The organism is Galbibacter kalidii (genome assembly GCF_026241135.1).
Classification (GTDB): Bacteria; Bacteroidota; Bacteroidia; order Flavobacteriales; family Flavobacteriaceae; genus Galbibacter.
In genome coordinates, this window is record NZ_JAPFGA010000023.1 from 1 (window position 1) to 24,455 (window position 24,455).

Below are 24,455 nucleotides of genomic sequence, written 5' to 3' on the forward strand. Positions count from 1 at the left end.
AGCAAGGAAACAATATTTAATAACCTTATTACCAAAATGGTCAATAGTGATGTTGTATATCAATCGAAATTGATAAGTAACTAACTACTGACCTCTAGCATTTTTTTTAATAATAGCCTGTAAAGCAGACAAGAACAAAACAAACGACATTCATTTTGTGAATTTCAACAAAAATGAAGTGACTGTTGTATCCTTAGCTTCCAGTGATTTACAGTTGACGCTTCCTTTTTTCATCGAAGAAGGCTATCATATCCAGACCGATGATCAGGATAAAACGTCATATTTGTTTACTACTTTCACCCTCGACAAAGAGATTGAACCTCTGTCACAGGAATTTCAGTTTACACCCCACCAATGGTCTTTTGAAGATGGGGAATCCTTTCAAGTTATATCAGAACATTTCAAGGTCAGTCTTCAACTCCCAAGACAGATAGTTAAAGACAAAACTATATTGAAAGGCTACTTGTTTTATCAGGCCTGTGATTCGGTGAAATGCTATTTCCCAAGGACATTACCCGTTCAGGTACGGTTGAAATAAGTCTTTATTTTACTCCTAAAAAGGGGACATGGTATAGCGTGACGGAATCGATTGCACAACCACTAAAAATTAATATCTTTATTCCTGAATACCACTAATTGTATCTTTCTAAAACCAACCACACTCATGAAAACCACAACGCTTTTTATCGGTCTATTGGCTGTTGTTAATTGCTATGGACAATTTAACCAGGCATATTGGGACAGCATCAATAAACTGAATAGGGAAGACCATCAACATATGATGAAACAGCTTGGAATCACTGAAATGCGTCCGGGCCCCTCTGGAGATCCTGAGGCTCCTAATGCTGCCAATACCGACGAGTCTAAAGCCAAGCAATATGACAGCTTGCCCAATCCGCTTGTGTTTAATGATGGTACATTCGTAAAAACCCCGGACGATTGGGAAAATAGGAGAGCAGAGTTGTTTGAACTGTTCGACCGCGAGGTTTATGGAAGACTTCCGGAGAATCTCCCTGAGGTCACATGGGAAGTGGTAAGCGAAAAAGATACAGTAGAGGGGGAGGCGTCCATGAAACTCCGTGAACTTGTGGGCAGGGTAGACAACAGTGCTTATCCTGATATTGAAGTAAACATACAGGTAGTTCTGGGGATCCCTCTAAATATCGAGACACCAATCCCGGCGGTGATGGAATTTGGCTGGGATTGGAGAAAGTTTAAAGGTTTTGGTCCGCAGCCCGATGGTCCCAGCTGGAGGGAACAACTCTTAAAAAAAGGCTGGGGATTTGCCATTATCATCCCCAACAGCTTTCAAGCGGATAACGGAGCCGGACTAACACAAGGAATAATTGGACTCACAAACAAAGGACAACGCCGTAAACCGGATAATTGGGGCACCTTGCGTGCCTGGGCATGGGGCGCAGGAAAGTTGATGGATTATTTTAAAACCAACCTGGAAATAGACGAAACCAAAGTGGCCATAGAAGGACTTTCCCGTTATGGAAAGGCTGCGATAGTGACCATGGCCTACGATTCGCGTTTTGCAGTAGGATTTATAGGATCGTCCGGTGCCGGAGGAACAAAGATTTTACGACACATCTTCGGCGAACAGGTAGAGAATTTAGCATCATCCGCAGAATATCATTGGTTTGCCGGGAATTTTATCAAATATGCCAGTGCGCTAACGGTAAACGATCTCCCTGTAGATGCCCATGAACTGGTAGCCTTATGTGCCCCAAGACCGGTCTTTATCAGTTCCGGTTCGGCAGCAGTAGAAGGACAGTGGGTCGATGCCAAAGGAATGTTTTTGGCGGTGCTTATGCAAGTCCGGTGTATGAATTACTGGGTAAAAAAGGACTTCAGACTTCAGAATTCCCGCCACAGGAAACCAACCTGTCAGACGGTGATATCGCCTTTAGACAACATGAGGGCGGACATACCACCGGGCCTAACTGGCCTTATTTTATAGCTTTTGCTTTCAGGTATTTTGAGTAAGACCCCAGTGGAAAATATGTGATGGAAGACCAGATCACTTCCGTTCCCGTGGTTTAATAATCATCCTAAAGGACTGGTCTTTATAGATATAATACCCGATCCAGTTGTACAGGGTTCTTAGTTTGTTCTTAAAGTTGATCAATCCCATGATATGCACTAAAATCCAGATCAGCCAAGCAAGGAAGCCTTTGACAAAGTATTTGTGCTTTGGAGCGTCCATAACCGCTTTGTTTCTCCCGATAATAGCCAAAGCGCCCAAATCTTTATACTTGAACGATTTCCAATTTTCGCTGTCTGAACCTAAATTATCCGCTAAATTCTTTGCTTGCTGTAAAGCTGCTTGTGCCAACTGCGGATGGCCGTGGGGATAGTTTTCATCACCGCTGACCAAGGCGCAATCACCGAGCGCATAGATGTTTTCATACCCGTCAACTAAATTGTAGGCATTGGTTTTCAATCTTTTTCCTTGTCCGAGACTTTCTTCCGAAAATCCATCAAAAGTCTTTGCAGAAACCCCGGCTGCCCATATTAAATTCTTGGTTTGGATTTCGGTGTCATCAGACAAATACACGGTTTCGTCCTTAAAATCATTTACTAAGGTGTTCAGTTTTATTTTTACTCCTAATTCACGTAGCTTTTTATGGGTATATTTTTGTGAGTTTTCAGACATGGCGTTCAGCACAGTGGACTGTCCGTCAATCAAAAAGATATCCCCTAAGTCCTCATCCCTTAATTCAGGGTAATCCTGTCTTAAGATATTAGCTCTCATTTCCGCAAAAATACCCGATAGCTCCACACCGGTAGGGCCTGCTCCGGCAATGACAAAGGTGAGTAGCCTTTTGCGTTGTTGTGTGTCATTAAAGCGGGTCGCGCGGTCCAGTCGGGTGAAAATAACATTTCTTAACGACAAGGCATCGCTTATGGTTTTCATGGGCAAGCTTTTCTCCTCGATATTTTTATTGCCGAAGAAATTGGTTTCGGTCCCTGTTGCCATGACCAGTATATCGTAGCTTAATTCACCATTGTTCAAAATGATCTTGTTTTGGGAAGGCACCACTTTTTCCAATGCACCGAGCCTGAAACCGACATTCTTTTTGGTTTTTAATATTTTACGAAACGGATAGCTTATCGCAGAAGGTTCCATAAATCCCGTAGCCACTTGATATATCAGTGGTGGGAAGAAATTGTAATTATTGATGTCCACCAAAATCAATTTGTATTGATCAGCTTTGTTTAATCTTTTAATGAATTCCAAACCGGCAAAACCACCGCCCACAACGACTATTGTTTTCTTTTCCATTTATCAAAATTATTTATAGCTATACAAAGATAAAGCCTTTATGGAAGTTATTTCTTAAACTGTATTAAGAAATATGGGCTATTTAATATTAATCAACTACCTCGGGAAAGCCTACGAGGTAATCAAATGAACGAACCTTAACCCATTTCGATGCAGAGCATCGGGGAAACTTGCCTGACGGCAGTCAGGTTAAACCCACTTAGTGGGATTAAAATGAAAAAACCGTTATCCCGAATAAACTTTCTGATAACGGCTTTATTCCCTAACCACAGTTTTGCTATCCTTTATATGCAATTTTCAAAAGAATATCTACAAGTTCTTGTGGTTTGCTAAAGAAAGGGGAGTGACTGGTCGCTATTTTATACACTTCTTTACACGGCATATCCCTATACATTTTTTGTTGCAAAACAGGAGTAATGGCACGATCTTCTGTACACTCAATATAATATCGGGGGACGCTTCCGTAATTTTTATCTGTTATGGAAATTTTAGTCGTTGCGGTTTGTCGAGGCTCATGGCTTAATATTATTTTTGCCATTTCAGTAATTTCGTCATCGCAGTCATGATACAGTCCTTTTTTATATATCTCCGGACTTAAAGTGGACGAGTTGCTTTTGGGATGATAAGTAATATAAGGTCCTAAAACTTCCTCTTTGTCCAATTTAAACAAGTCCAAAGCCGATTTTCCATTAGGAACCAATACCGCAGCCAGATAAACCAGTTTTTCTATTTTTTCAGGGCGGTATTCTGCTATTTGGGAAATTAACACTCCATTTTTACTGTGTCCCACCAAAATCACCTTTCCGGGAACAGTATCGATCAAATCGCATATTTTTTGGACTGTCTTTTCAAACCTTACTTCTTTAACCGGGGTCTTATCCCTTCCCATTCCAGGTAAATCGGGTGCTATCACACGATGACCTTGTTTTTCCAACAAGGGTGTTACCCTAAACCAGTTCCAAGCACTGTGCCATGATCCGTGTATGAGTACAAAGGTCTTTTTCTCGTTCATTATATCATTGTTTTCATAACCTAGTGCTGATGACATAGATGTAGTGAGCAAAAGGAAGACTATTATTAAATTTCTCATGATTTCTGTATTTAAAATATATCAGCAAAGATGGAAATGATAGCGGGCGAAGAAAACCCGAAACTTGCTTTTTATTTTTTTAATTGCTACACTTTATGTAGTTTTGCTATAAATATGATAGCAATGAAATTTCCAACACCGGGACAACCTGTCAGAGGTTCCAAATCAGGACAACCCATTATGGCGCTTTTCGACTTATTGGGAAGGAGCTGGGCTATGGGCGTTATTTGGCATCTTAGTGCAGGGCCAAGTACATTCAGAAAACTACAGGAATATTGTGAGACTATTTCTCCAACAACCCTCAACAAACGGCTTAAGGAACTCACCAAAGCGGGTTTTATCGAACGAACAATTGAAGGCTATGCACTTACTGCACAAGGGGAGGAGCTTTATAATATGCTAAATCCTTTGGGATTATGGGCCAGGGAATGGGCCAAAAATTTTAAGTGAAAACTGAAGGAAAACCAATAAACATTTATTATGCAAGAAAACCGGCTAACAATCCAATTCAGGAAAATTAATAGACCCCAAAAGGAAGAATACCCCGCTTATTCCCAGCATTATTTCGATTTGATAAAAACAGACACGGATATATTGCAAGAATTACACGACAATTTTTTTAAGCTGAAAGAATTGATATACTCCCTACCGGAAGATAAACTGACTTACAGGTATGCAGAAGGGAAGTGGACCATTAAGGAAATTCTAGTTCACAATATCGATGACGAAAGGATATTTGCATACCGTGCATTGCGCAATGCAAGAAACGACAGTACACCTGTGCATGGTTTTGAACAAGATGATTATGCGACCTATTCAAATGCCAATGAGCGAAGCCTGGACAATATTTTTGAAGAATACTGGAGTGTTCGCTTATCCACCCTGTTGTTATTCCAAAACCTCCCCGAAGAATCCCTTATGAGGAGTGGAAGCGGAGTTGATATAGACGGCACAGCCCTCAAAAGAACAGTTCGCGCTTTGGCTTACCATATCGCTGGACACGAATTAAACCATACCAAGGTGATAAAAGAAAAGTACTAAGCTAGTCCCATTGCTTTTTTATCTGTTCGGTATCTTCCAAATAGATGATTCTTGCAGTTTCTTGAATCTTTTCTTTTGGAATTTTCTGCCAGCGTGAAAAATCATCTACATAATCCTCATCAAATATTTTTTTGGACAAGATTTTGATCAGGTTGTAATTCGCATATGGATGTGCATTGGAAGGGTCGTTTTTAGCAGCTTGTATAAATTTTTCCAATCTTGGGAAAAGCATTTTGTCACCATAATGCAACTCCATTAGTTTTGATCTGAATTCCAATTTGTGCGCAGGAGGAGGCATTTTTTTAAATCTCACCCTGTCAGCATAATGTTGCGCTTCGTGTTTTAAAAAAATAACCCGGAATTTTTCTGAGCTTAAATCATAACCTTTAGTTACACAAAAGAGGCCTTCATCTTCGGTTGCCCAACCGCCCGGATAGTAATTGCCCATCCTCACATACTCCAGCCAGCCCAGGGAAACAAAGTCGTCCATATAGTGGACAGGCACAGTTACTGTGGTGTCAATCAATTGAACAGAAGTTTCTTCAAGTTCTTCCGTTTTCCAAACCAACAAATCATAAAATTTACCTGTTTTACCAAAATCGACAACATGCAAACCTTTGTTTTCAAAAAAGGTTTTATAAACACGGTCCAAATTTTTATCGGTTATTGAATCTTTGGATAAATGATGGTTTTTATTTAAAAAAGAAAAATACTTTATGATTCTCTTTTTAAAGATGCTGTCGTAGTTTTTTTCAGGGTTCAGCATTCCGTCCGTCCAATAATTTTGAAATATTTCATACAATAAAACAGTCTCGGCATCTATTCCTTCCGACAAGGATATCCCTTCTGTTTTATATTTAAAACGAGCTAAAAAATCGTTTTTAAACCTAATGTCTTTATCTGAAACAGGGTTTAGTGTATCAAGATAGGTTATTATTGGGTTTATATCTGCTTTTAACCCCATGGCATTGACCATTTTATAGTCTATGCTGTCAACCTGAGATGTTTGCGAGTAAGAAATACTCGCTGATCCTAACAAAATTGTAATCAAAAATAATATTGTCCGCTTTTTCATTATTTAAATAAATACCGTTTTTAAAATGTTATTAACCAGAGTTCGGTTATTACTTATATAAAAGGACATTTATTATTTAGCGATGTTACACATTTTAAAAATTTTACGCTATGATTTTTTATTTCTGAATACATAGAAGTGTTGCCTAATGTTTATACAGGTTTCCAGAACTACGGATTTTTTTTGCATAAAAAAACACTGTTTTAGTACATGTATAGGCTTATCTATGGCTTAACCTTGGGGTTGATAAGGGGAAACATACTCTTAAATACAAAAATAAACAGGATTTACTCTTAGTTTTTTATAAGAAAATTCTGTCAAAAATAAGACTTGGATTTTTTACGGTATTAGAAACACTTATTTGTATTTAGCGGTAAAAAGGGCAAATTCCTGCAATTTGTCCAAAAGGTTAATACGAGAATCCCGTATTTAAAATTTTTTCCGGTTCATTTCAAAATATATTTTGAATCTCGATAATGCTCGAGGTGACAGTAGTAGTGTTTAGTTTTATATTGATGTATCCGCTTGACAATATCTGAAGTCATTCCTGTGTATAAGGCTGTGTTGTTTTTATTTGTTGTTATGTATGAAAAAGTATTTACATACATAACAACCTGCTTAATGAATGCCCCTCAAAGGATTATATTTTAGACCAATAATGTCCAAAATATTTTTTTGACGTAGGACTGTAGGACTTAAGACTTAAGACTTATGATCTTCAACATCTAACACGTTGATATAATAATAAATATAAATCGTATGTCATACGTCTTGAAGTCATATGTCAGCGGTCTAAAAATTAAACCCATGCCATCTTGATATGCTGGAAGTATTTATAAAATATGGGGTTGAGTGGTTTTTTCCAAAAGCGTTTAGGACGCTATTAATTTTAGAGTTAAAAAATGTACTTTTGGCTATAGAACTGATTTAAACTTTTTCTAATTTATGTACATTTTATTTCCGGGACGCCATCACTTACTCACTGCGTTTCAATTTGAATACATTAAAAATCTAATCAACACAGGTTTTAAAAATATAAAGAATGTAGAAGGCAATATTATTTCTGATAAACAGCCTATAGACGGAATTATTTTTGCTGTGACTTCGGCTAATCATAGTGGCACTAAAAGAAACCCCATTCCATTTTACTTAAGGGCCATGATGGTACATGAATTTTGTAGTGAATTTGATGTGCCGTCATATGTATACGGTATAGATGATGTGGGAATTTTGAACGATTTTGCATCTTATACTTTAAAACAGATCAAGCATCAAAGCGAATACAATATTAACCTGACTCCGGACAATACCTTTGTAGTCTGCTCAACTCCTGTTCTCCATATGTACCAAAAACTGGGGTTTACAATTTTACCCGCAGAGTTAATTGATATTAAGACATGGGAATATCAAACTAATTTACCTTGGGAAGTTGTAGATCAAATCGTTAATAATGACAACGGTTTGGATGATAAAAACCTTTCAGGAACAATACACCATTCCAGTCGTAAAATATGGACGACCTACTCATTATACCAAAAGGTAAGGAATATACTTTCCGATCCGATAATAGGGGATGATGGCGACATTACAGCATCCAGGGATTACAACACGTATGTTAGGCAGATGGATGAAATTGCCGAAATTAAATACAAAGAAACCAGTCCCTACATTATTCCCGGAAGGGTAGGGGATATTGGTTGTGCGGTAGGGTCGTGGATCAAACAGGCCAGCGAGAACCCAAAACTCAGGGAAAGCGATTTTTATGGTATTGAAGTAGCCCGGCAATTATTCGATATATGTAACCAACGAAAACACAATGGTGAATTTAGTAACCCTAACGTTTTCTTCTCACAAAAAAATGCGGTAAGCGATTTGGTTTTTGAAAAAGAATCCATGCATACTATTCATACCTCTTCATTAACCCATGAAATAGAATCGTATGGGGATCGGGAGGATCTTTTAAGATTTATCAAAAACAGATGTGAAGAGCTTATATCTGGTGGTGTATGGATCAACAGGGATGTTATTGGACCGGAAAACGGGGAACGGGAAGTTCTTATGCTGTTAAATAAAGAAGATGGGGAAAATGAAGACCCCTACAAAAAGTGCACAACAAAAGAAGCTTTCAAAGATTATCTGGACAGGATGTCCACTTTTACACGCTTTCTGCGGTTTGCTTCCGATTTTCGTAAAGAAGAACATGACACGATATCTTATAGCATTAAAACATTCAATGATAAGGATTACATCAGTATAAAACTTAAGGATGCTACCGAGTTTATGCTTACAAAAGATTATACGGATAATTGGTTGAGCGAAATGCATGAACGGTTTTGCTTTTGGAGTCTTGAAGATTGGAAAAAAGAATTGGATAAAGCAGGGTTTCAAGTTGATGAAAATACCCGGGCATATACCAACCCATGGATTGAAGAGAATCGCTTTAAGAATAAGGTGCAATTATTTGATACTACATTAAGGCCCTTGGAATCCCCTTATACTAATGCTTTGATTATAGCCAGAAAAGTTTAATCTAAAGAATGACACTATGCAATGTCATGCTGAGCCTGCCTACCGTCAGGCAGGCCTGTCAAAGCACAGTCGAAGTGTAATGTAATGAAAATCAAATTGTCAGTCTGAGCCTGTCGAAGACAATTTGTGTAAAAACAGTCTTTTTAGACACCCTCTAGTCGGTTTCAAGAATTTTTTTGTGTATAAAATACATAAATCACTATTTTTACAAAATGGGAGCAATTCAAAATATAAAAGTATCTGTAGATGCCGTGGTTTTTGGTTATACTCCTGATGAAGGACTATCTGTATTACTCATAAAACGAAAAAGCACACCATTTAAAAACTCATGGGCCTTACCCGGTGGGTTGGTGAAAGATAATGAAAACCTGGAGGAAGCGGTGCAGCGTGAACTTAAGGAAGAAACCAATGTTTCTATTAATTATTTAGAGCAATTGTACACTTTTGGAGATGTGGCAAGGGATCCCCGAAACAGGGTTGTATCCGTAGCTTATTACGGGCTTGTAAAACCAGATGCTTTTGAGATCAATGCCAGTACAGATGCTTCTGACGTTGCTTGGTATAATGTAAAAGAAATACCAGATATCGCCTTTGACCATCACAAAATCTTAAACACTGCCATTAATCGATTAAAAGGTAAAATAACATATGAGCCCATTGGTTTTGAATTGCTTGATAAAAAATTTCCTTTTTCAGATTTAGAAAAACTATACACTACACTTTTAGGAAGGGAAATTGATAGACGAAACTTCAGAAAGAAAATTGTTAGATTAAATGTATTAGATGAGCTGGATGAAAAAGTATCAAAAGGCTCCGGCAGACCAGCAAATCTCTTTCAATTTAATCAAAAACGATACTTCCAGCTTAAGAAAGAGGGTATCGTTTTTGAAATATAATCCCATTAATTTTATTTTTTGCGTAAAAATAACACAAAAACCTTGTTCGGTATTAAATTGCTACATATATTTGCGTTATAATTACACAAATTAAAACTACCATTATTATGAACGGATTATTATTAACAGACGGATATAAAACCGGACACCAACAGCAGTATCCAAAGAACACAGAAGAAGTATATTCTAATTGGACTCCCAGAAGTAATAAATATGCACCTAAAGGATGTGATAAAGTTGTTTCTTTTGGTCAGCAATATGTGATTAAATGGCTGGATGACTATTTTAAAGAGCATTTCTTTTCAAAAAATAAAGAACAAGTCTGTAAAGAAATCAAAGAAGAGCTTTCCCTATATCTTGGAGGAGAATACAATGTTTCACATTATGAACAATTACATGATTTACAATACCTCCCGATAAAAGTTAAATCATTACCGGAAGGAGTAGAGGTGCCGATCAGAACGCCAATGGTCACCGTTGTAAATACCCATAAAGATTTTTATTGGGTTACAAATTTTTTGGAGACCATATTGTCTACCATGTTATGGCAACCTATGACATCTGCTACAATAGCAATGCTGTATAAGCGTATATTTAAAAAATGGGCACTGTTAACCGATAGCGAAAATGTAGGCTTTATTGATTTTCAAGGACACGATTTTTCAATGCGGGGGATGGGAGGCCTACAGAGCGCTTTATCTTCTGGAATGGGACACGCAAGCGTTTTTTTAGGTTCAGATACACTTCCCGTTATTAGTGGGTTGCGTAAATATTATAATGCTAAAGAATTTGTAGTGGGTTCTGTAAACGCAACAGAACACTCTGTAATGTGTGCAGGAACTAAAGATGATGAAATTGGTACGTTTAGGGAACTGATGAAAATGTATCCAACAGGAATATTATCAGTTGTAAGTGATACTTGGGATTTATGGAAAGTACTTACGGTTTACCTGCCAAAATTAAAAGAAGAAGTTTTATCCAGGGATGGGAAGCTGGTCATCCGCCCGGATAGTGGAGACCCTGTAGATATTATCTGTGGGGAAACCAGAACCCTTGGCGGTAAAACACCTAAAGATAAAGGAGTAGTGGAGCTACTTTGGGATATTTTCGGAGGAACTATAAATGAACAAGGATATAAAGTTTTAGACACTCATATTGGCGCCATTTATGGCGATAGTATAACTACTGAAAGAGCGGAAAATATTTGTCAACGTTTAAGCGATAAAGGCTTTGCAACTACCAATGTGGTTCTGGGTATAGGTTCGTATACATATCAATTCAACACAAGGGATACTTTTGGGTTTGCAATGAAAGCAACTTCAGTTGTAGTAAATGGAGAACGAAGGGAAATTTTTAAAGATCCGATTACAGATAATGGTGTAAAAAAATCTGCTAAGGGATTAATAAAAGTAGATTTAATTGGCGATGAATATGTTCTTATAGACCAAGTAAGTCCTGAACAAGAAAATGAAGGGGCTTTACAAGTGATTTATGAAAACGGTCAATTTGTTAACCAGGTTAGCTTACAAGAAATAAGAAATAGAATCAATGGATGTATTTAATTTTGATTTTTACAAAAGATTAAAAGAAGACTATCAAGAGCACAAAAGTCTTTTTGTGGCTTATGATTATGATAATACAGTTTTTGATTATCATAATCGAGGGATTAACTATGACAGGATAATTGATTTATTACGCGTTTGCAAATCTCTCAATTTCACTTTAATACTATTTACTGGTAATGAAGGAGAAAAATTAGAAATTATAAAAGAAGATTTAAAAAGGCGGGGGATTCCTTTTGATTTAATCAATGAGAACCCCTTAATGAAGACAAGAAAGCCATATTATAATATACTATTAGATGATAGGGCAGGCCTAAAAGAATCGTATCAAAATTTAAAAAAACTTACAGATGAAATATCAAATAAAGAAATTTAAAGACGGACAAGTTTCTGCAAAAATAACAGAACCGGGAGATTTACATATTAAGATTAGAGGGAATACTTATGAAGATTTATTTAGAATAGCAGCAGTAAAAGAAGCCTGGGATGCAGAAAACTCCACAAAAAAGAATACCGTTGCTATTTTAACCATCTATTGTTTAATCGGGCAACGTTCTGATAGACGTTTTAATGCTCAAGAATCATTTGACTTAAAAGTAATAGCGAATTTTATCAACTCCTTAAATTTTGATAAAGTAGAAATATTACATCCGCATAGTCCAATAACTTTAGCTTTAATCAATAATGCTGTTGAATTAAAGAATTTTGAATATGTAAAAAAAGCCTATAACGAAATTGGCACCCCGACTTTAATAAGTCCAGATGCAGGAGCTTATAAAACGACACACGAAATTGCAGAAAAATTAGATGCGGATTTAGTACCATCAAATAAAATAAGGGTAAACGGAGCTCCGCTTATCAAAATACAAGGTGATGTAAAAAATAAAAAGTGTTTAATTGTAGACGATTTAGCAGATGGTGGTAGAACTTTTAAATTTCTTGCTGAAGAATTAAAAAAGCAAGGAGCTGAAAAAGTGTTTTTATATGTGACGCATGCACAATTTAATTATGGTTTTGATGAATTAAAAGAAACCATCAACCATATATACTGTACAAACAGTTATAAAAATATTGATGACGATTACGTTACACAATATGAGGTGGTATAAAACAGGCATAAAAAGCTTGAACAGGAATCTGCTTCATCAATGACGTTATGCTGAGGAGCGCAGCGACGTGAGCATCCGTCACAAATTATCTAACTGCCAAAATCAACAGGTCCCTAATTAAAATTTGAACAATGTTTAAACGGATGCTTACGTCGTCCCGGCTATGCCGGTGACTCCTCAGCATGACGTTTACAAACCCGACAGATACGTTCCATAACGTATCGGGAGACGTTCCGAACCCCGACGGATACGTCTACTAACGTATCCGGATAGGTTCAGAACCCCGATAGATACGTCCAATAGCGTATCTGGACACGTTGATAACCCCGACGGATACGTCTACTAACGTATCTGGATAGGTTCAGAACCCCGATAGATACGTTCAATAGCGTATCTGGATACGTTAATAACCACGGCAGATACGTCCTATAACGTATCCGGATAGGTCCCCCAACGTATCTGGATACGTCTCATAACGTATCGGGACATAAAAAAAGCCTTGAAACCGAAGGAATCAAGGCTGATGAATGCGGAAATCCATTCTGACTTATGACGCTCGTTTGATTTCTTTGCTGGATTTGCCAAAGAATTGCTTTAATTCCGCAGCTTTTTTGGTAAAACCACTTTCCTTAGCATTCTTTTTATACTGCGTGTATCCATAATCCACCAAAGCATCTTGGTAATTGTCATAGTCGTGCAGGGTCTTTGTGCTCTCCAACTGATAAACGATGTTGCCGAGCGATTGTATTTGCTTCTCCAAAAACAGACGTGTTTCAAAATCCTTCTCAAAATCCTCCCAATCAATATCAGGAGCACTTAGATCCGGGTTTTCTGAATGGAAATCATGCACTTTGTTGACAAAGAGTTTATTGATTTCGTTGATAGACCCATATTTTTGTCGGTCTTCTTCGTTAAGCGCCGTGACTTTGCTTTTTATAATAGACTCTATATTCTTAATAGCGTCTACTAATTCCTTCTTGTCGGCTTCAGTGAATTTGCTTGTAATCAAGTTTTTCATACTATAAAGTTTTATTTAAAGCCATTAATTTATAGGTTATAATGGTTTTATCATAGTTTTAAAGCAATTTTTAACAAAACATTATAGAAATTAAAATTTTATAGTGGTTTTTTACTGTATGTTTTTTGTGTAAAACAATGTAGAAGATATGTGTGTATAAGGGGTGATGGTAGGAGGGGAGGGGGATGAAAATAAAACTAAATTATTGGTTTAAAAATTATTAATAAATTTATAACTTACGAACTAATGTTCTTATAAGCTATTATTACATTTGAAAACTGGTATTCACACTTCTTGAATGCTATTTAACATGTTTAGTAGAAAATAAATTATTTTGTAAAATTAGTTAATGAATACAATTATAAAACAAAAAATAGCCAAACAGAATTTTTTAGATTTAAAAACTGAAATCCCACATATTATAAAATATATGGGTTCAAAAAGAGAGTTAATTGAGTTTTTATCAAATTCAATTAATGAAATATATGAAGGAGAAGAAATATGTGATTTATTTGCTGGTACATCTGTTTTAAGTGGAGCTTTAGGGCATAATGTTAATATGTATTCAAATGATATCCAGGAATATTCAGCTGTTTTTGCTCATACCTACCTTGGAAATTATAACTGGAATGATTTTCCAAACCTCATAGATGATATCATAGAAATTGCTCAAAATCATGTGGACAATGTTAAAGAATTATATCCTAGATTAGTTTTTGAATATTATGAAGATATCACTTTAAATGAATTTAATGCTTTAGAGCTGCTTCAGCAAGAATTAATATCTCAAAATTTTGAGGACATTGAGCATCATTTATTTATAAAAAATTATTCAGGGACTTATTGGTCATTTGAGCAATGTCTTTGGATAGATGCATTGAGAATTGCTGCTGAAGAATATCTAAATACACCTGTTTATTATCCTATATTATCTAGTATAATGTTTGCAATGGCATATAGTGCTCAAAGTACAGGGCATTATGCTCAATATAGAGATGCAAATAATATTGCCTCTATGGATGATATTATTGTTTATCGTAATAAAAACATATTGCCTTATTTCCAAAAGAAACTAAATGAATTAATTGAATCTACAGGAAAAAATACATTTAGTCATCAAGTAACATCACTTGATTATATTGATTGTTTAGATAGTATTCCAAATGGTACCCTAGTATATGCAGATCCTCCATATACTTTTGTGCATTATTCAAGATTTTACCATGCATTGGAAACTCTTGTAAGATACGATTATCCTGAAGTTTTATTTAAAGGCAGATATCGTACAGATAGACATCAATCTCCCTTTTGTAAAAAAACAACTGTAGTCAATGCATTTGGAGAAATGTTTAAAAAGATAAGAGAAAAGAGATCAAAATTACTTTTGAGTTATAGTAATACTGGCATGATAAGTTTAGATGATATTTTATCTATTGCAAACAACGCTTTGGGAAATGATTATAATATATATACTAAAGAAGTAGATTACAAACATAGTACTATGGGAAGATCAGAAGATAAATCTCGGGAAGTTAAAGAATATTTAATAATTGCAACACCACCAATAAATGAGTAAAACTTTAAACTTAGAAAAGTTAAAAACTTCTTGGACTAAATATGATGCAGTAAAAGTTATCAATATTATTGGTAATGACGAATTAGAATCCTATTTAAAGGGAGAACAATCTATAAATGATTCTGTATTAAAGTCTTATCTTGGAATTAAAAATTTAAGTGATGACTTACCCAATTATTGGATAGAGGTATTGAGAAATTATCCTAATCACAGAAAGCTATTCACCTTATTAGCTGGTATATTCACACATCATAAAAACATTGCCGATTTTGCAAATAAGTACTCTGGTGAGAATATGGAAGGCATATTTTTAATAGAAGAAAATGATAAACATCAAACTAATCTTAGAAGTGCTTTAGTAGAAGGAGGAGCTTCTTCAAATAGCTTTAGACGTAAGCCAGAAGTACCATATAGATTTGACAGGATATTTGCAGTTGAAAATATCGGAGCTCATTTCAAATCTTTATTAGAAGAGAGACTTAAGCGAATAGGTCATAAGGAAAAAGAAATTCAAGATAACTTTTTTAAACTTGCATATTCATATGATTTTCACAAAGCGCTTAGCTTAAATAAATCTCAGTTTAAAAAATGGCTTGAAGGAAAATCTATTACTCAAATAAAAAAAATTAATTATAGCTTAAAAAATTTCATAGAAGAATATTCAAAAGTTGATTTAATAAAGATTAATCAATGGTTAGCAAATTGGGATTCGGTTAATTATGATGAACCAATGAGAAGTAAACCAGAGAAGTATTTTTATTTCTTCAAAATGGATATTAGGTTATTAAAAAGATTATCTGATGTACATAGACGAAAATCATCTAAGTCAAAATCTAAAAACACTAATATTCAAAGAGAATTAAAGGAAGATAGAACTCAAGAAATTCATCGTTATGTAGAAAGTGGTTTTCCTTTGTCAACCTTAAGCAAAAAAGATAGAGAGTTAGAAAGCAATGATGTTCTAAAGATGCCAGGATTTCTTCCAACAGCAATACTCATAAATATTCTAGGTCCAAACGAAAAAAGAGGAAATTCAGAAATACAGTCTGAAGACTTAATTTCAATAAAAGAAGAAGGTAAAAAAAACTTCCTGGATCTTCCTCAGACAGTTTTTGATGAAAATTGGGATCCTGAATTAAAACCTATAGAAGTAATAGATGGACAACATCGCTTATGGGCTTTTGATGAAACTGAGGAAATAGAAGGAGATTATGAAGTCCCAGTAATAGCATATTATAATTTAGATAGAGCATGGCAGGCTTATCTTTTTTATGTGATAAATATTAAGCCAAAAAAAATTAATACTAGTTTAGGTTATGATTTATATCCATTGCTTCGTACACAAGAATGGCTAGAGAATTCCAAAGATGGATTGTCCGTTTATCGAGAAACAAGAGCTCAAGAATTAGTTGAAGCACTTTGGTCTTATAATGAAAGCCCATGGCATAGAAGAATAAGCATGCTCGGTAATGACACAAGTAATATATCGCAAAATGCTTTTGTACGTGCGCTTTCAAGTACATATTTAAAGAAATCTATTAGAAAGAAGGTTAGTGGCTTATTTGCAGATGTCTTATATAATAAAAATCATGAGGAGATCAAATGGGTTCGCCCACAGCAAGCTGCGTTTTTAATTTTAATATGGGATGAAATATCAAGAGCAGTTGACAATGCAGATAATATAGAGTGGATTAAAAACCTTGAGAAAGAACCTTATCAATTAACATTATTTGAACGAGAATTAAAACTAAGTAAAGCTTTTGTTACAAAGAATTCTAATTTATCTCGAGATCAAGGAGTTACGGGTATTTCTATGTTTTCTAATGATTTTTTCTATGTCCTAGCTAATGAGTCGGATATTAATTTTAATGATTTAGAATGGAATGAAGAAATTGATGAAAGACAAATTGAAACAGAAAGTATTGATTTAGCAATATCTGAATTCAAAAACCATTCGTTATATACATACATACAATATTTTGCGCAAGAAATTGTTCGGTTTGATTGGAGAACTTCAAATGCTCCATTTGATGACGAAAATAAAAGAGAAATACAAAAAAAATATCGTGGCAGTGGTGGATATCGCGATGTATGGAGGGATCTTTTAAAGCAATTTGTATCCTCTAATAATGAGAAAATTAAAAAATATGCAATAATCCTTAATGAAATTTCAAAATAACCATCTGAATGAAGCTAAGTATATTTATACGAAACTCGTCTAGAGATATGGTTGTTGAAGGAGCAAAGCATATTAAGAGATATTATTTGCCACAAGAAAAATTAATTTCTAAAAACAATCCTCTAGAAAAAAACATTAAATCGGTTAAGAAACATGCCGATGCTACAAATTCGTATTCCATCAAACAAAATGATATAAATTCATTTATGGCTGCTTCATCAATGTCACATATGATGGATGGATGGAGTTATTTGTCTTGTTCATTAGACGCACTCTTAAGAGGAGATCAAGCCGCAAGTATTCATTTAGCTTATTATGCAGAATTAAGAAGTGCAATGTCAATCTTAGCATCAGAAGGAATAGGAGTATTCAATAATAAACATATTGGTGTTTTTCCACGAAATACAAATAAAGAATTTCCTACAAATTATTACAAGGGAAATCCACCGAACATTAAATATGTGCAACCTCCAAGTGCTACACACAAATTTGTATGGGAAGCAATGCAAAAGTGGACAGATTCTGCTTTTAGACCTCATACTAATATTCTTGAAATTTTTAAAGTAAGAGGCCACAACTTTAAGCAATTAACAGAATTTTTCCATCCTCAGGCTACAATAATTTTAAATAATAAGATAATTAAAACTTGGCTTAAAGATTGGTGTTTTGATATTAAAGCTTATAAGGATGATCGTGAAAACAGAAATACTTCAAGTTATAGACCACAGAGAATCAAGAATTTTAACGATCAATTAGATTATGAAGAAATTATTAGTAATATCAGTGACTTCTGGAATGTATTAAGCCCTTCACAGGGAAATAATTTTGATCTATTAGACATATATTTACTACGAAAATTATATGAAAAATTATACGAATATATAAATCCAAGTGAGCCCATTAGAGAATTAATTGAAAATGCATTTGATGGTTTAGGTCTTCACGATACTCCATTAATATCATTCCTAAGTGGAGAAGCACCTTATGAAGATGATCATTTAATTTTTAATAAAGCATCTGAATTTGAAATTTCGCCAATATCAATAATTGCTAGGTCAATTTTATTACTTAGAATATCTTCCGGTAATACTTCTCAAATATTTAAAAATGCAGATATAAGCCATTCAGAATTAAGCTTTGTTTGGGAAAATTATGGAGTTGATAACGGATTCTGGCAAGCAGGTTCAATGCCAATAAATTTTGAAGATTTGTGGAGCGATGTTGAAGCTCATATTAATGATATTAAAGATAGGATTGATTTAGTACCTAAACAAAACGATTTAGCATCTATATTAAAAGATAATGCATATGATATTTTGTTTTTTAAGCAAATAAATCGGGCTTGTTTATGGGGAGTTGCAATTTGATTTTATAAAAACAATCGAGCGCTTGGTAGCGGCTATTTTTATATATCGACAAATTATACTTACGAATATATAACAACCAAGTCGTAAAACGGCTGTTACATAAATACTGTCGATATAGACCTAAAGGCGCCATATCTATATATTATGGGACATTAAATTAAAGCTATTTCATAGCAACAAAAGTTTTGTTTCTGAAGATTGTATCAAAAGTATTTTAAAACCACTTCGCTTTGATGTCTTTGTATTTCGTTCTTCCAATAGGGATACGTTCTCCATTTTTTAGCTCGGCTATATATTTGCTTCCGGATTCTACTATAATTTCCTTTATCTCAGACACCTTCACTAAGTATGATTTATGGATGCGTTCAAAAGAAAACGATAATAATTGTTCCAGTTTTTCGAGTGACTTATCATGTAGTTCTTTTTTTCCATTTGATAAAAAGAGTTCAGTATAAGCACCAGCTCCTTTTATGTAAAGTAAATCTTCAATTGGTATTAGCTGTACTTTGTGTCTCTTTTTTACAGCTAAAATTTTAACTGTATTTGTTTCTATTTTTTCTTTTGTGATAGCTCGATGTAAGGCTTGCTCCAACCGGTCTCTGTTAAAAGGTTTAGGGACAAAATCTAAAACTCCATATTCAAAAGCGGTAATTGCCTGATCTTTATAGGCGGAAATAATTATCGTATGAAACGATTTAGAAACTGCGGTGGTAAGCAGGTCAAAGCCACTGTCACCGTTAAGGTTTAAATCCAGGAGGACAAGATCCAATGAGTTATTTTCAATAAACCTCAATGCTTCATGAAATGTATTAGCATACTTTAACGATTGTAAGCTATCGCCAAAAATATCACGGGTCATTCGTTCGATTCTTTTGGCGATTCTTGATTCATCTTCAACAATTAAAATGTTCATCTCCTTAAGAATATATTTTTATGGTATTTTTCCAACCGTGATTTACGGGTTCTGAAGTAAAATCCCATTGCTCATGATAACTCTCTGTTAGTCGAGCCTTTACGTATTTTAGTCCCGTACCATCTTCTCTATTAGTTGTTGCTTGTCTTCCACGAGTCGCAAACGTTAAAAATGTATAGCACTTGTAATTGCTATTCGATTCAAAAATAAGCTTAAATTTAATACTGTTATCCTCCAGAGGCAAGCTGTGCGTAATTCCGTTTTCCAATAACGTATGAAGAATTCCAGGCGGTATTTTTTGCTCAATATCTATACCTTCTTCTTGCCAAGAATAGTTGATCTCTTTCCGGTACTCCATAATCTCAAGATGTGTACGGCAAAGTGCTATTTCCTGAGCAATAGGGATCAATGTTTTATTTTCTATCTGATTAAAAAGATCGAATTCTCTAGCTAAAGCCTCTATAAACAAAACACCTTTTTTAGGAGTTTCTTCTATCCAATCTATTAATGAAGTCAGGGTATTCATTAGAAAATGGGGCTGAATATTTTTCTTCAATAATTCAAGGCGTAGGCGAGTGGATTGGACCAGGGAGTTTTCGTATGCCAAGCGCTGAGCTTTGATGTTAAGTGATAACAGATACAACATGCCTAACAGAATAAGCCCTAAACCAGTATACAAACTAATGACAAAACCAGAGGCGAGAAAAATCACCATTGACAAAAGTAACGTCACAAGAACGAGCCGCGCACCCCTTACATTTTTATAAGCCCCGTACGATACTACGCCAAAGGAAAAACACCACATACTCAATACCATACTGACCGCTTTGAAATCGAAAGCATGATGTTTTACAAGGAAAATAAAAATAAGTACTCCTGCGTATAGAATTAGTAACAATCCCCGCCTTGAATATGGAAACTGCATGGAGAAGTAGAAAGGAATCAAAAATGAAATGCCCAACAAAAGCGAGCTAATAATTTGTAATCTTATGACATGTAGACTGTAATGTATGGGTAAGTAATCTTTGCTAAATACTGTCAATACAAGAGCAAAAACGAGAAAACAGCAAACACTAAAAATGAGCGTGGGATATTCGTTCTTGTTATTTAGAAATAGAAAAAGAAAATAAAATGAGATGATAAGAAAAGCTCCGGCAAAAATGTGCATATAGGAAGTTTCGATGAGCCGGTCGGTTAATAGATCGTCATAATAATCTACGTCTAAGCTCCATATTCCTGTATGATCCGGGAAATAATAAAGACTCGATCGTATGGCCAATAGATGTTCCCCCTCTTCCGTCAGATGAGTAGGAATGCTAAAAGTAGCCCACAATTTACCTTCAGGAGGAAGCATTGCTTCTTGTCCCGGGTTTCCATTTTTTCCAATCAAAACCCCATCCCAATAAACCTCGTACTCTCCATAGACTTCTAACCGAAGACCATATAACTTTAAGGGGTCTGGGGTCTTTAGAATATCGACCTTCGTTCTAGACCAAAAAATCTGCCCATCAGGAACTAATTTTATCCTTTCTTTCCAATTCTTATCATTCCAGTTTTTTGTGGCCCATTCTTGTTGATCACCTATTTGGAATAGGGTCTTATATTCTTTGAAAACAGGCTTTTGTGAGCAGGAGGTTACTGAGAATATCAAGCATATTAAGAAGAAATTGTACAAAGATCTCAAGTTCATATTTTGATGAGGGATTACTGAAGCAAGATAATCATTATAATATGTCTTCTTAGAGTCGTTCATTAAAGTATAGAGCAGTTGGTAAAATTTAGATTGAATAAATGACAGAAAAATATATCTTTTGCAAGATACAAAGCCATAAATATGGTTGCAAAAGAATGGTTGGCAACCTGCGTGGTTAAAAATAATTAAATAAAAAGCAACTAAAAGTTGATCAATCAATCACGAGCAGCCACACTAACAAAAAAGTAAAAAAATGAAAACAACGAAATTATTAATATTGATAAGCTTGATATCGCTAAACACTGTCTTTGCCCAGAAAAATATTGACTCAGAGTTTCCATTGTTAGAGGGCCCTTACATGGGACAAAAGCCACCGGGCATGGTGGCGAAACCATTTGCGCCGGGTATTATCTCCAAAGAAGGTTGGGAGCTTGGCGGCGTGTTTGCGCCCGGCATGAAAGAATTTTACTTCACCCGGGATCGCGGCGAATACACAAGCTACAACGCTAACAACTTCCGCCCAACCGTTATCGGATTTCGGCGGAAAAACAATATCTGGACTAAGTATCTGGAATTCCCGCGTCAAGGTGAAATCGTGTTCTCGCCTGACGGCAAACGCATGCATATGGCGAAAGGCTACAAAGATCGTATTGGTGATGGCTGGTCAGAACGCAAAAGCCTTGGCCCCATGTTTGACCGGGAAGACTGGGGTATTATGCGCCTGTCGGCTTCCGCCAAAGGCACTTATGTTTTTGACGATTTTAAAAGCAAGAACGCAATCCGCATCTCAACAATCAAGGACGGCAAGCGCCGGGAACCCACTAAAATGGGTCCGATAGTCAACTCCGGAAAATTGACAGCGCACCCATTCATCGCGCCGGACGAAAGCTATCTTATTTGGGACAGCGAGCGTGAAGGCGGCTACGGGGCCTCTGATCTTTATATTAGTTTCAGGCAAAAGGATGGCTCATGGGGTCCTGCCATCAATATGGGTGACAAGGTCAATTCCGGAAAGGGGGATACCGGTGCGAGCGTTACCCCTGATGGCAAGTATATACTCTTCAACAGAAAAATAGATGACAATGGTGATAATCTGGACATCTACTGGGTGGATGCACAAATTATTGAGACCCTTAAACCTCAGTAAAGTATAAATAAACCACTTAAGATAAATAAATCTTTTATGAAAAGAGTAAAATGAGAGAACATGAAATCGACATTAAAAATTCAGGCCCGAATTTTACACCAACCGAGGATGAATTTTTAATCAAAGATTCCGTGTGACCACTGAAAATATAACACTATACACATGAAAACAACGAAATTATTAATATTGACATTTGCTGTATCGCTCAATACTGTCCTTGCCCAGGAAAAAACTGGAAATGATACTGGATTTCCACCTTTAGAAGATCGCTATCTTGGCCAAAAACCGCCAGGATTAACCCCTGAATTGTTTGCTCCCGGAATTATTGCAACAGAAGAGTATGTAGAAGGCCACTGTGTGTTTACACCAGAGATGAGAGAATTCTATTTCAGCAGGCAGGGCGGAAAGTATAAAGAACGCACCCTTTTTGTATCCCTATACAAAAACAATAGTTGGAGCGAGGCGACTGTTCTATCAACAGATATAAAGAAATATAGGGAACGATTCACTCTTGGTTTATCGGGGATAGAAAACCTTGAACCCTTCAAAGACCTACCCATCATGGGGTTCTCGGTCTCATCCAGTGGGACTTACTATGTTTATTTCTTAGAAAGTGACGGCAATGGCTATCTCAGTTATTCACGCCTTATCGATGGAAAATATGAACCCCTTCAAAAAATGAACAAGGAGATTAACGCAGGAATGTATAAAGCTCACCCCTTCATTGCTCCTGACGAATCCTATTTAATGTGGGATGTTGAGAAAGAAGGCGTATCTACTCCCGACATCTATATTAGTTTTCGACAGAAAGATGGTTCATGGGGAGCAGCAATTAACATGGGAGCTCAAATAAACACAGCAGCCTATGAACAGCGCCCAAGGGTAACACCTGATGGAAAGTATTTATTTTTTTGGAGGGGAGATAAAAAGGTTAGAGAAGATGGAAGTAGTTATTGGGTAGGAAGTCCTTATTGGGTGGATGCTCAGGTTATCGAGTCACTTAGGCCCAAATACAGTGTAAACGATCCTGATTTTCCGCCCATAGAAGATCGCTATTTTGGAGAAAAGTCACCGGGCTTAATTCCTGTAGAGTTTGCTCCTGACATTGTTTCTCCAGAAGGGCTTTTTGAAGGTGGTAATTTTTCACCAGATATGAAGACCTTCTATTTCTCCAGGAAAAATGGAAAATATGAAAAACGCACATTTTTTGTTATTCGATATGAAAATAATAAATGGGGGAATGAATCTGAGACCGATATACAATGGCCAAAGTACTCTAAGGATGGTAATATTATGTACAAGGGAAATAAATATAGGGAACGAACCGAGTCTGGATGGTCGGAACTCAAAAGTATGGGACCACCTTTTACAGACATGCATATCATGGGGATATCGGTTTCAGACAAAGGAACTTTTTTCTTTGATCAATTTGAAAGACCTGATACAATTGGAGCTATAAGTTTTTCACGCCTTATAAACGGCAAATATGAACCCCGTCAAAAAATGGGCAAGGAGATTAACACCGGAACATGGATTGCCCACCCCAAGATTGCTCCGGATGAATCCTATTTGATATGGGATGTTGTAAGAGACGATGGACATGGCGGTTCTGACATCTATATTAGTTTTCGACAGAAAGATGGTTCTTGGCTACCAGCAATTAACATGGGAGATAAGATAAACACAGCATACCATGAAAGTGGTGCGGGGCTGACACCTGATGGAAAATATCTATTTTTTTCGAGGGGAGAGTGGGAGGTTAGAGAAGATGGAAGTACTAATTGGGTAGGAAAACCTTATTGGGTGGATGCTCAGGTTATTGAGAACCTCAGACCCAAACAATAGCCGTCATAGGCGTGTCAAAGGTTTCAAAATAAACGAGATGGAGTGAATATACAAAACAATATAGCAATCTGATTCATCAATGATCGTCTAATAAAATGGAGAAGGCTATAACTTTTATGTTAT

General features: G+C 35.9%; 21 protein-coding genes. 14 read left to right on the forward strand and 7 right to left on the reverse strand.

The window, feature by feature from the left end; translation table 11 throughout:
* Positions 1-157 precede the first annotated feature (157 nt).
* Together OOZ15_RS17865 and OOZ15_RS17870 are read left to right on the forward strand one after the other, a co-directional pair.
* Positions 158-538 (forward strand): protein-disulfide reductase DsbD family protein, encoded by a 381-nt coding sequence (locus OOZ15_RS17865; protein WP_265957814.1) that lies wholly within the window; start codon positions 158-160, stop codon positions 536-538.
* Between the two features lie 126 nt (positions 539-664).
* Positions 665-1,966, forward strand: coding sequence for a glucuronyl esterase domain-containing protein (locus OOZ15_RS17870; protein WP_265957815.1), 1,302 nt, complete (start codon positions 665-667; stop codon positions 1,964-1,966).
* A 60-nt stretch (positions 1,967-2,026) separates the two neighbouring features.
* Here OOZ15_RS17870 and OOZ15_RS17875 read toward each other — a convergent pair whose 3' ends face one another.
* Together OOZ15_RS17875 and OOZ15_RS17880 are read right to left on the reverse strand one after the other, a co-directional pair.
* Positions 2,027-3,292 carry an NAD(P)/FAD-dependent oxidoreductase gene (locus OOZ15_RS17875; RefSeq protein ID WP_265957816.1) on the reverse strand — a complete coding sequence of 422 codons (1,266 nt, stop codon included), beginning with the start codon at positions 3,290-3,292 and terminating at the stop codon, positions 2,027-2,029.
* 277 nt (positions 3,293-3,569) lie between these two features.
* Complete coding sequence (locus OOZ15_RS17880) at positions 3,570-4,382, reverse strand: alpha/beta fold hydrolase (protein ID WP_265957817.1); 813 nt, start codon at positions 4,380-4,382, stop codon at positions 3,570-3,572.
* A gap of 123 nt (positions 4,383-4,505) precedes the next feature.
* On the opposite strand from OOZ15_RS17880, the gene OOZ15_RS17885 reads away from it, so the two are divergent.
* Together OOZ15_RS17885 and OOZ15_RS17890 are read left to right on the forward strand one after the other, a co-directional pair.
* Entirely contained in the window at positions 4,506-4,832 is a 327-nt protein-coding gene (locus OOZ15_RS17885; RefSeq protein ID WP_265957818.1) for a winged helix-turn-helix transcriptional regulator, read from the forward strand.
* A gap of 30 nt (positions 4,833-4,862) precedes the next feature.
* A complete protein-coding gene (locus tag OOZ15_RS17890; RefSeq protein WP_265957819.1) occupies positions 4,863-5,423 on the forward strand; it encodes a DinB family protein in 561 nt (186 codons plus the stop codon).
* A gap of 1 nt (position 5,424) precedes the next feature.
* Here the strand turns inward: OOZ15_RS17890 and OOZ15_RS17895 are convergent, their stop codons facing one another.
* On the reverse strand, positions 5,425-6,498 hold the full coding sequence (locus tag OOZ15_RS17895; protein WP_265957820.1) for a hypothetical protein: 1,074 nt from the start codon (positions 6,496-6,498) through the stop codon (positions 5,425-5,427).
* Positions 6,499-6,944: 446 nt separating this feature from the next.
* Positions 6,945-7,106 carry a GIY-YIG nuclease family protein gene (locus OOZ15_RS20350; RefSeq protein WP_323670663.1) on the reverse strand — a complete coding sequence of 54 codons (162 nt, stop codon included), beginning with the start codon at positions 7,104-7,106 and terminating at the stop codon, positions 6,945-6,947.
* Between the two features lie 337 nt (positions 7,107-7,443).
* Here OOZ15_RS20350 and OOZ15_RS17900 point away from each other — a divergent pair, with 337 nt between their 5' ends.
* From OOZ15_RS17900 to OOZ15_RS17920, 5 genes are all read left to right on the forward strand, one after another.
* A complete protein-coding gene (locus OOZ15_RS17900; RefSeq protein ID WP_265957821.1) occupies positions 7,444-9,027 on the forward strand; it encodes a class I SAM-dependent methyltransferase in 1,584 nt (527 codons plus the stop codon).
* A gap of 212 nt (positions 9,028-9,239) precedes the next feature.
* Positions 9,240-9,923, forward strand: a complete 684-nt coding sequence (locus tag OOZ15_RS17905) for an NUDIX hydrolase (protein WP_265957822.1) — start codon at positions 9,240-9,242, stop codon at positions 9,921-9,923.
* A 107-nt stretch (positions 9,924-10,030) separates the two neighbouring features.
* Positions 10,031-11,485 carry a nicotinate phosphoribosyltransferase gene (locus tag OOZ15_RS17910; protein ID WP_265957823.1) on the forward strand — a complete coding sequence of 485 codons (1,455 nt, stop codon included), beginning with the start codon at positions 10,031-10,033 and terminating at the stop codon, positions 11,483-11,485.
* Positions 11,472-11,861 carry a hypothetical protein gene (locus OOZ15_RS17915; RefSeq protein WP_265957824.1) on the forward strand — a complete coding sequence of 130 codons (390 nt, stop codon included), beginning with the start codon at positions 11,472-11,474 and terminating at the stop codon, positions 11,859-11,861. Before OOZ15_RS17910 ends, OOZ15_RS17915 begins: the two co-directional genes overlap by 14 nt.
* Positions 11,836-12,594, forward strand: a complete 759-nt coding sequence (locus tag OOZ15_RS17920; RefSeq protein WP_265957825.1) for a phosphoribosyltransferase family protein — start codon at positions 11,836-11,838, stop codon at positions 12,592-12,594. Before OOZ15_RS17915 ends, OOZ15_RS17920 begins: the two co-directional genes overlap by 26 nt.
* A gap of 547 nt (positions 12,595-13,141) precedes the next feature.
* Here OOZ15_RS17920 and OOZ15_RS17925 read toward each other — a convergent pair.
* Positions 13,142-13,612: a hypothetical protein gene (locus OOZ15_RS17925; protein WP_265957826.1), complete on the reverse strand. Its 471-nt coding sequence runs from the start codon at positions 13,610-13,612 to the stop codon at positions 13,142-13,144.
* Between the two features lie 349 nt (positions 13,613-13,961).
* Between OOZ15_RS17925 and OOZ15_RS17930 the strand changes: the two genes are divergently transcribed.
* The 3 genes from OOZ15_RS17930 to OOZ15_RS17940 are packed head-to-tail and all read left to right on the forward strand — an operon-like array spanning position 13,962 to position 18,734.
* Complete coding sequence (locus tag OOZ15_RS17930) at positions 13,962-15,188, forward strand: DNA adenine methylase (protein ID WP_265957827.1); 1,227 nt, start codon at positions 13,962-13,964, stop codon at positions 15,186-15,188.
* Complete coding sequence (locus OOZ15_RS17935; RefSeq protein ID WP_265957828.1) at positions 15,181-17,367, forward strand: DGQHR domain-containing protein; 2,187 nt, start codon at positions 15,181-15,183, stop codon at positions 17,365-17,367. Before OOZ15_RS17930 ends, OOZ15_RS17935 begins: the two co-directional genes overlap by 8 nt.
* Positions 17,368-17,375: 8 nt before the next feature.
* Positions 17,376-18,734, forward strand: a complete 1,359-nt coding sequence (locus OOZ15_RS17940) for a hypothetical protein (RefSeq protein ID WP_265957829.1) — start codon at positions 17,376-17,378, stop codon at positions 18,732-18,734.
* A gap of 214 nt (positions 18,735-18,948) precedes the next feature.
* Here OOZ15_RS17940 and OOZ15_RS17945 read toward each other — a convergent pair whose 3' ends face one another.
* Together OOZ15_RS17945 and OOZ15_RS17950 are read right to left on the reverse strand one after the other, a co-directional pair.
* Complete coding sequence (locus OOZ15_RS17945) at positions 18,949-19,647, reverse strand: LytR/AlgR family response regulator transcription factor (RefSeq protein WP_265957830.1); 699 nt, start codon at positions 19,645-19,647, stop codon at positions 18,949-18,951.
* A gap of 4 nt (positions 19,648-19,651) precedes the next feature.
* Positions 19,652-21,337, reverse strand: coding sequence for a histidine kinase (locus OOZ15_RS17950; protein ID WP_265957831.1), 1,686 nt, complete (start codon positions 21,335-21,337; stop codon positions 19,652-19,654).
* A 256-nt stretch (positions 21,338-21,593) separates the two neighbouring features.
* Between OOZ15_RS17950 and OOZ15_RS17955 the strand changes: the two genes are divergently transcribed.
* Both OOZ15_RS17955 and OOZ15_RS17960 read left to right on the forward strand, forming a co-directional pair.
* Positions 21,594-22,487, forward strand: coding sequence for a TolB family protein (locus tag OOZ15_RS17955; RefSeq protein WP_265957832.1), 894 nt, complete (start codon positions 21,594-21,596; stop codon positions 22,485-22,487).
* A gap of 162 nt (positions 22,488-22,649) precedes the next feature.
* On the forward strand, positions 22,650-24,332 hold the full coding sequence (locus tag OOZ15_RS17960; protein WP_265957833.1) for a hypothetical protein: 1,683 nt from the start codon (positions 22,650-22,652) through the stop codon (positions 24,330-24,332).
* The last annotated feature ends 123 nt before the right edge of the window (positions 24,333-24,455 follow it).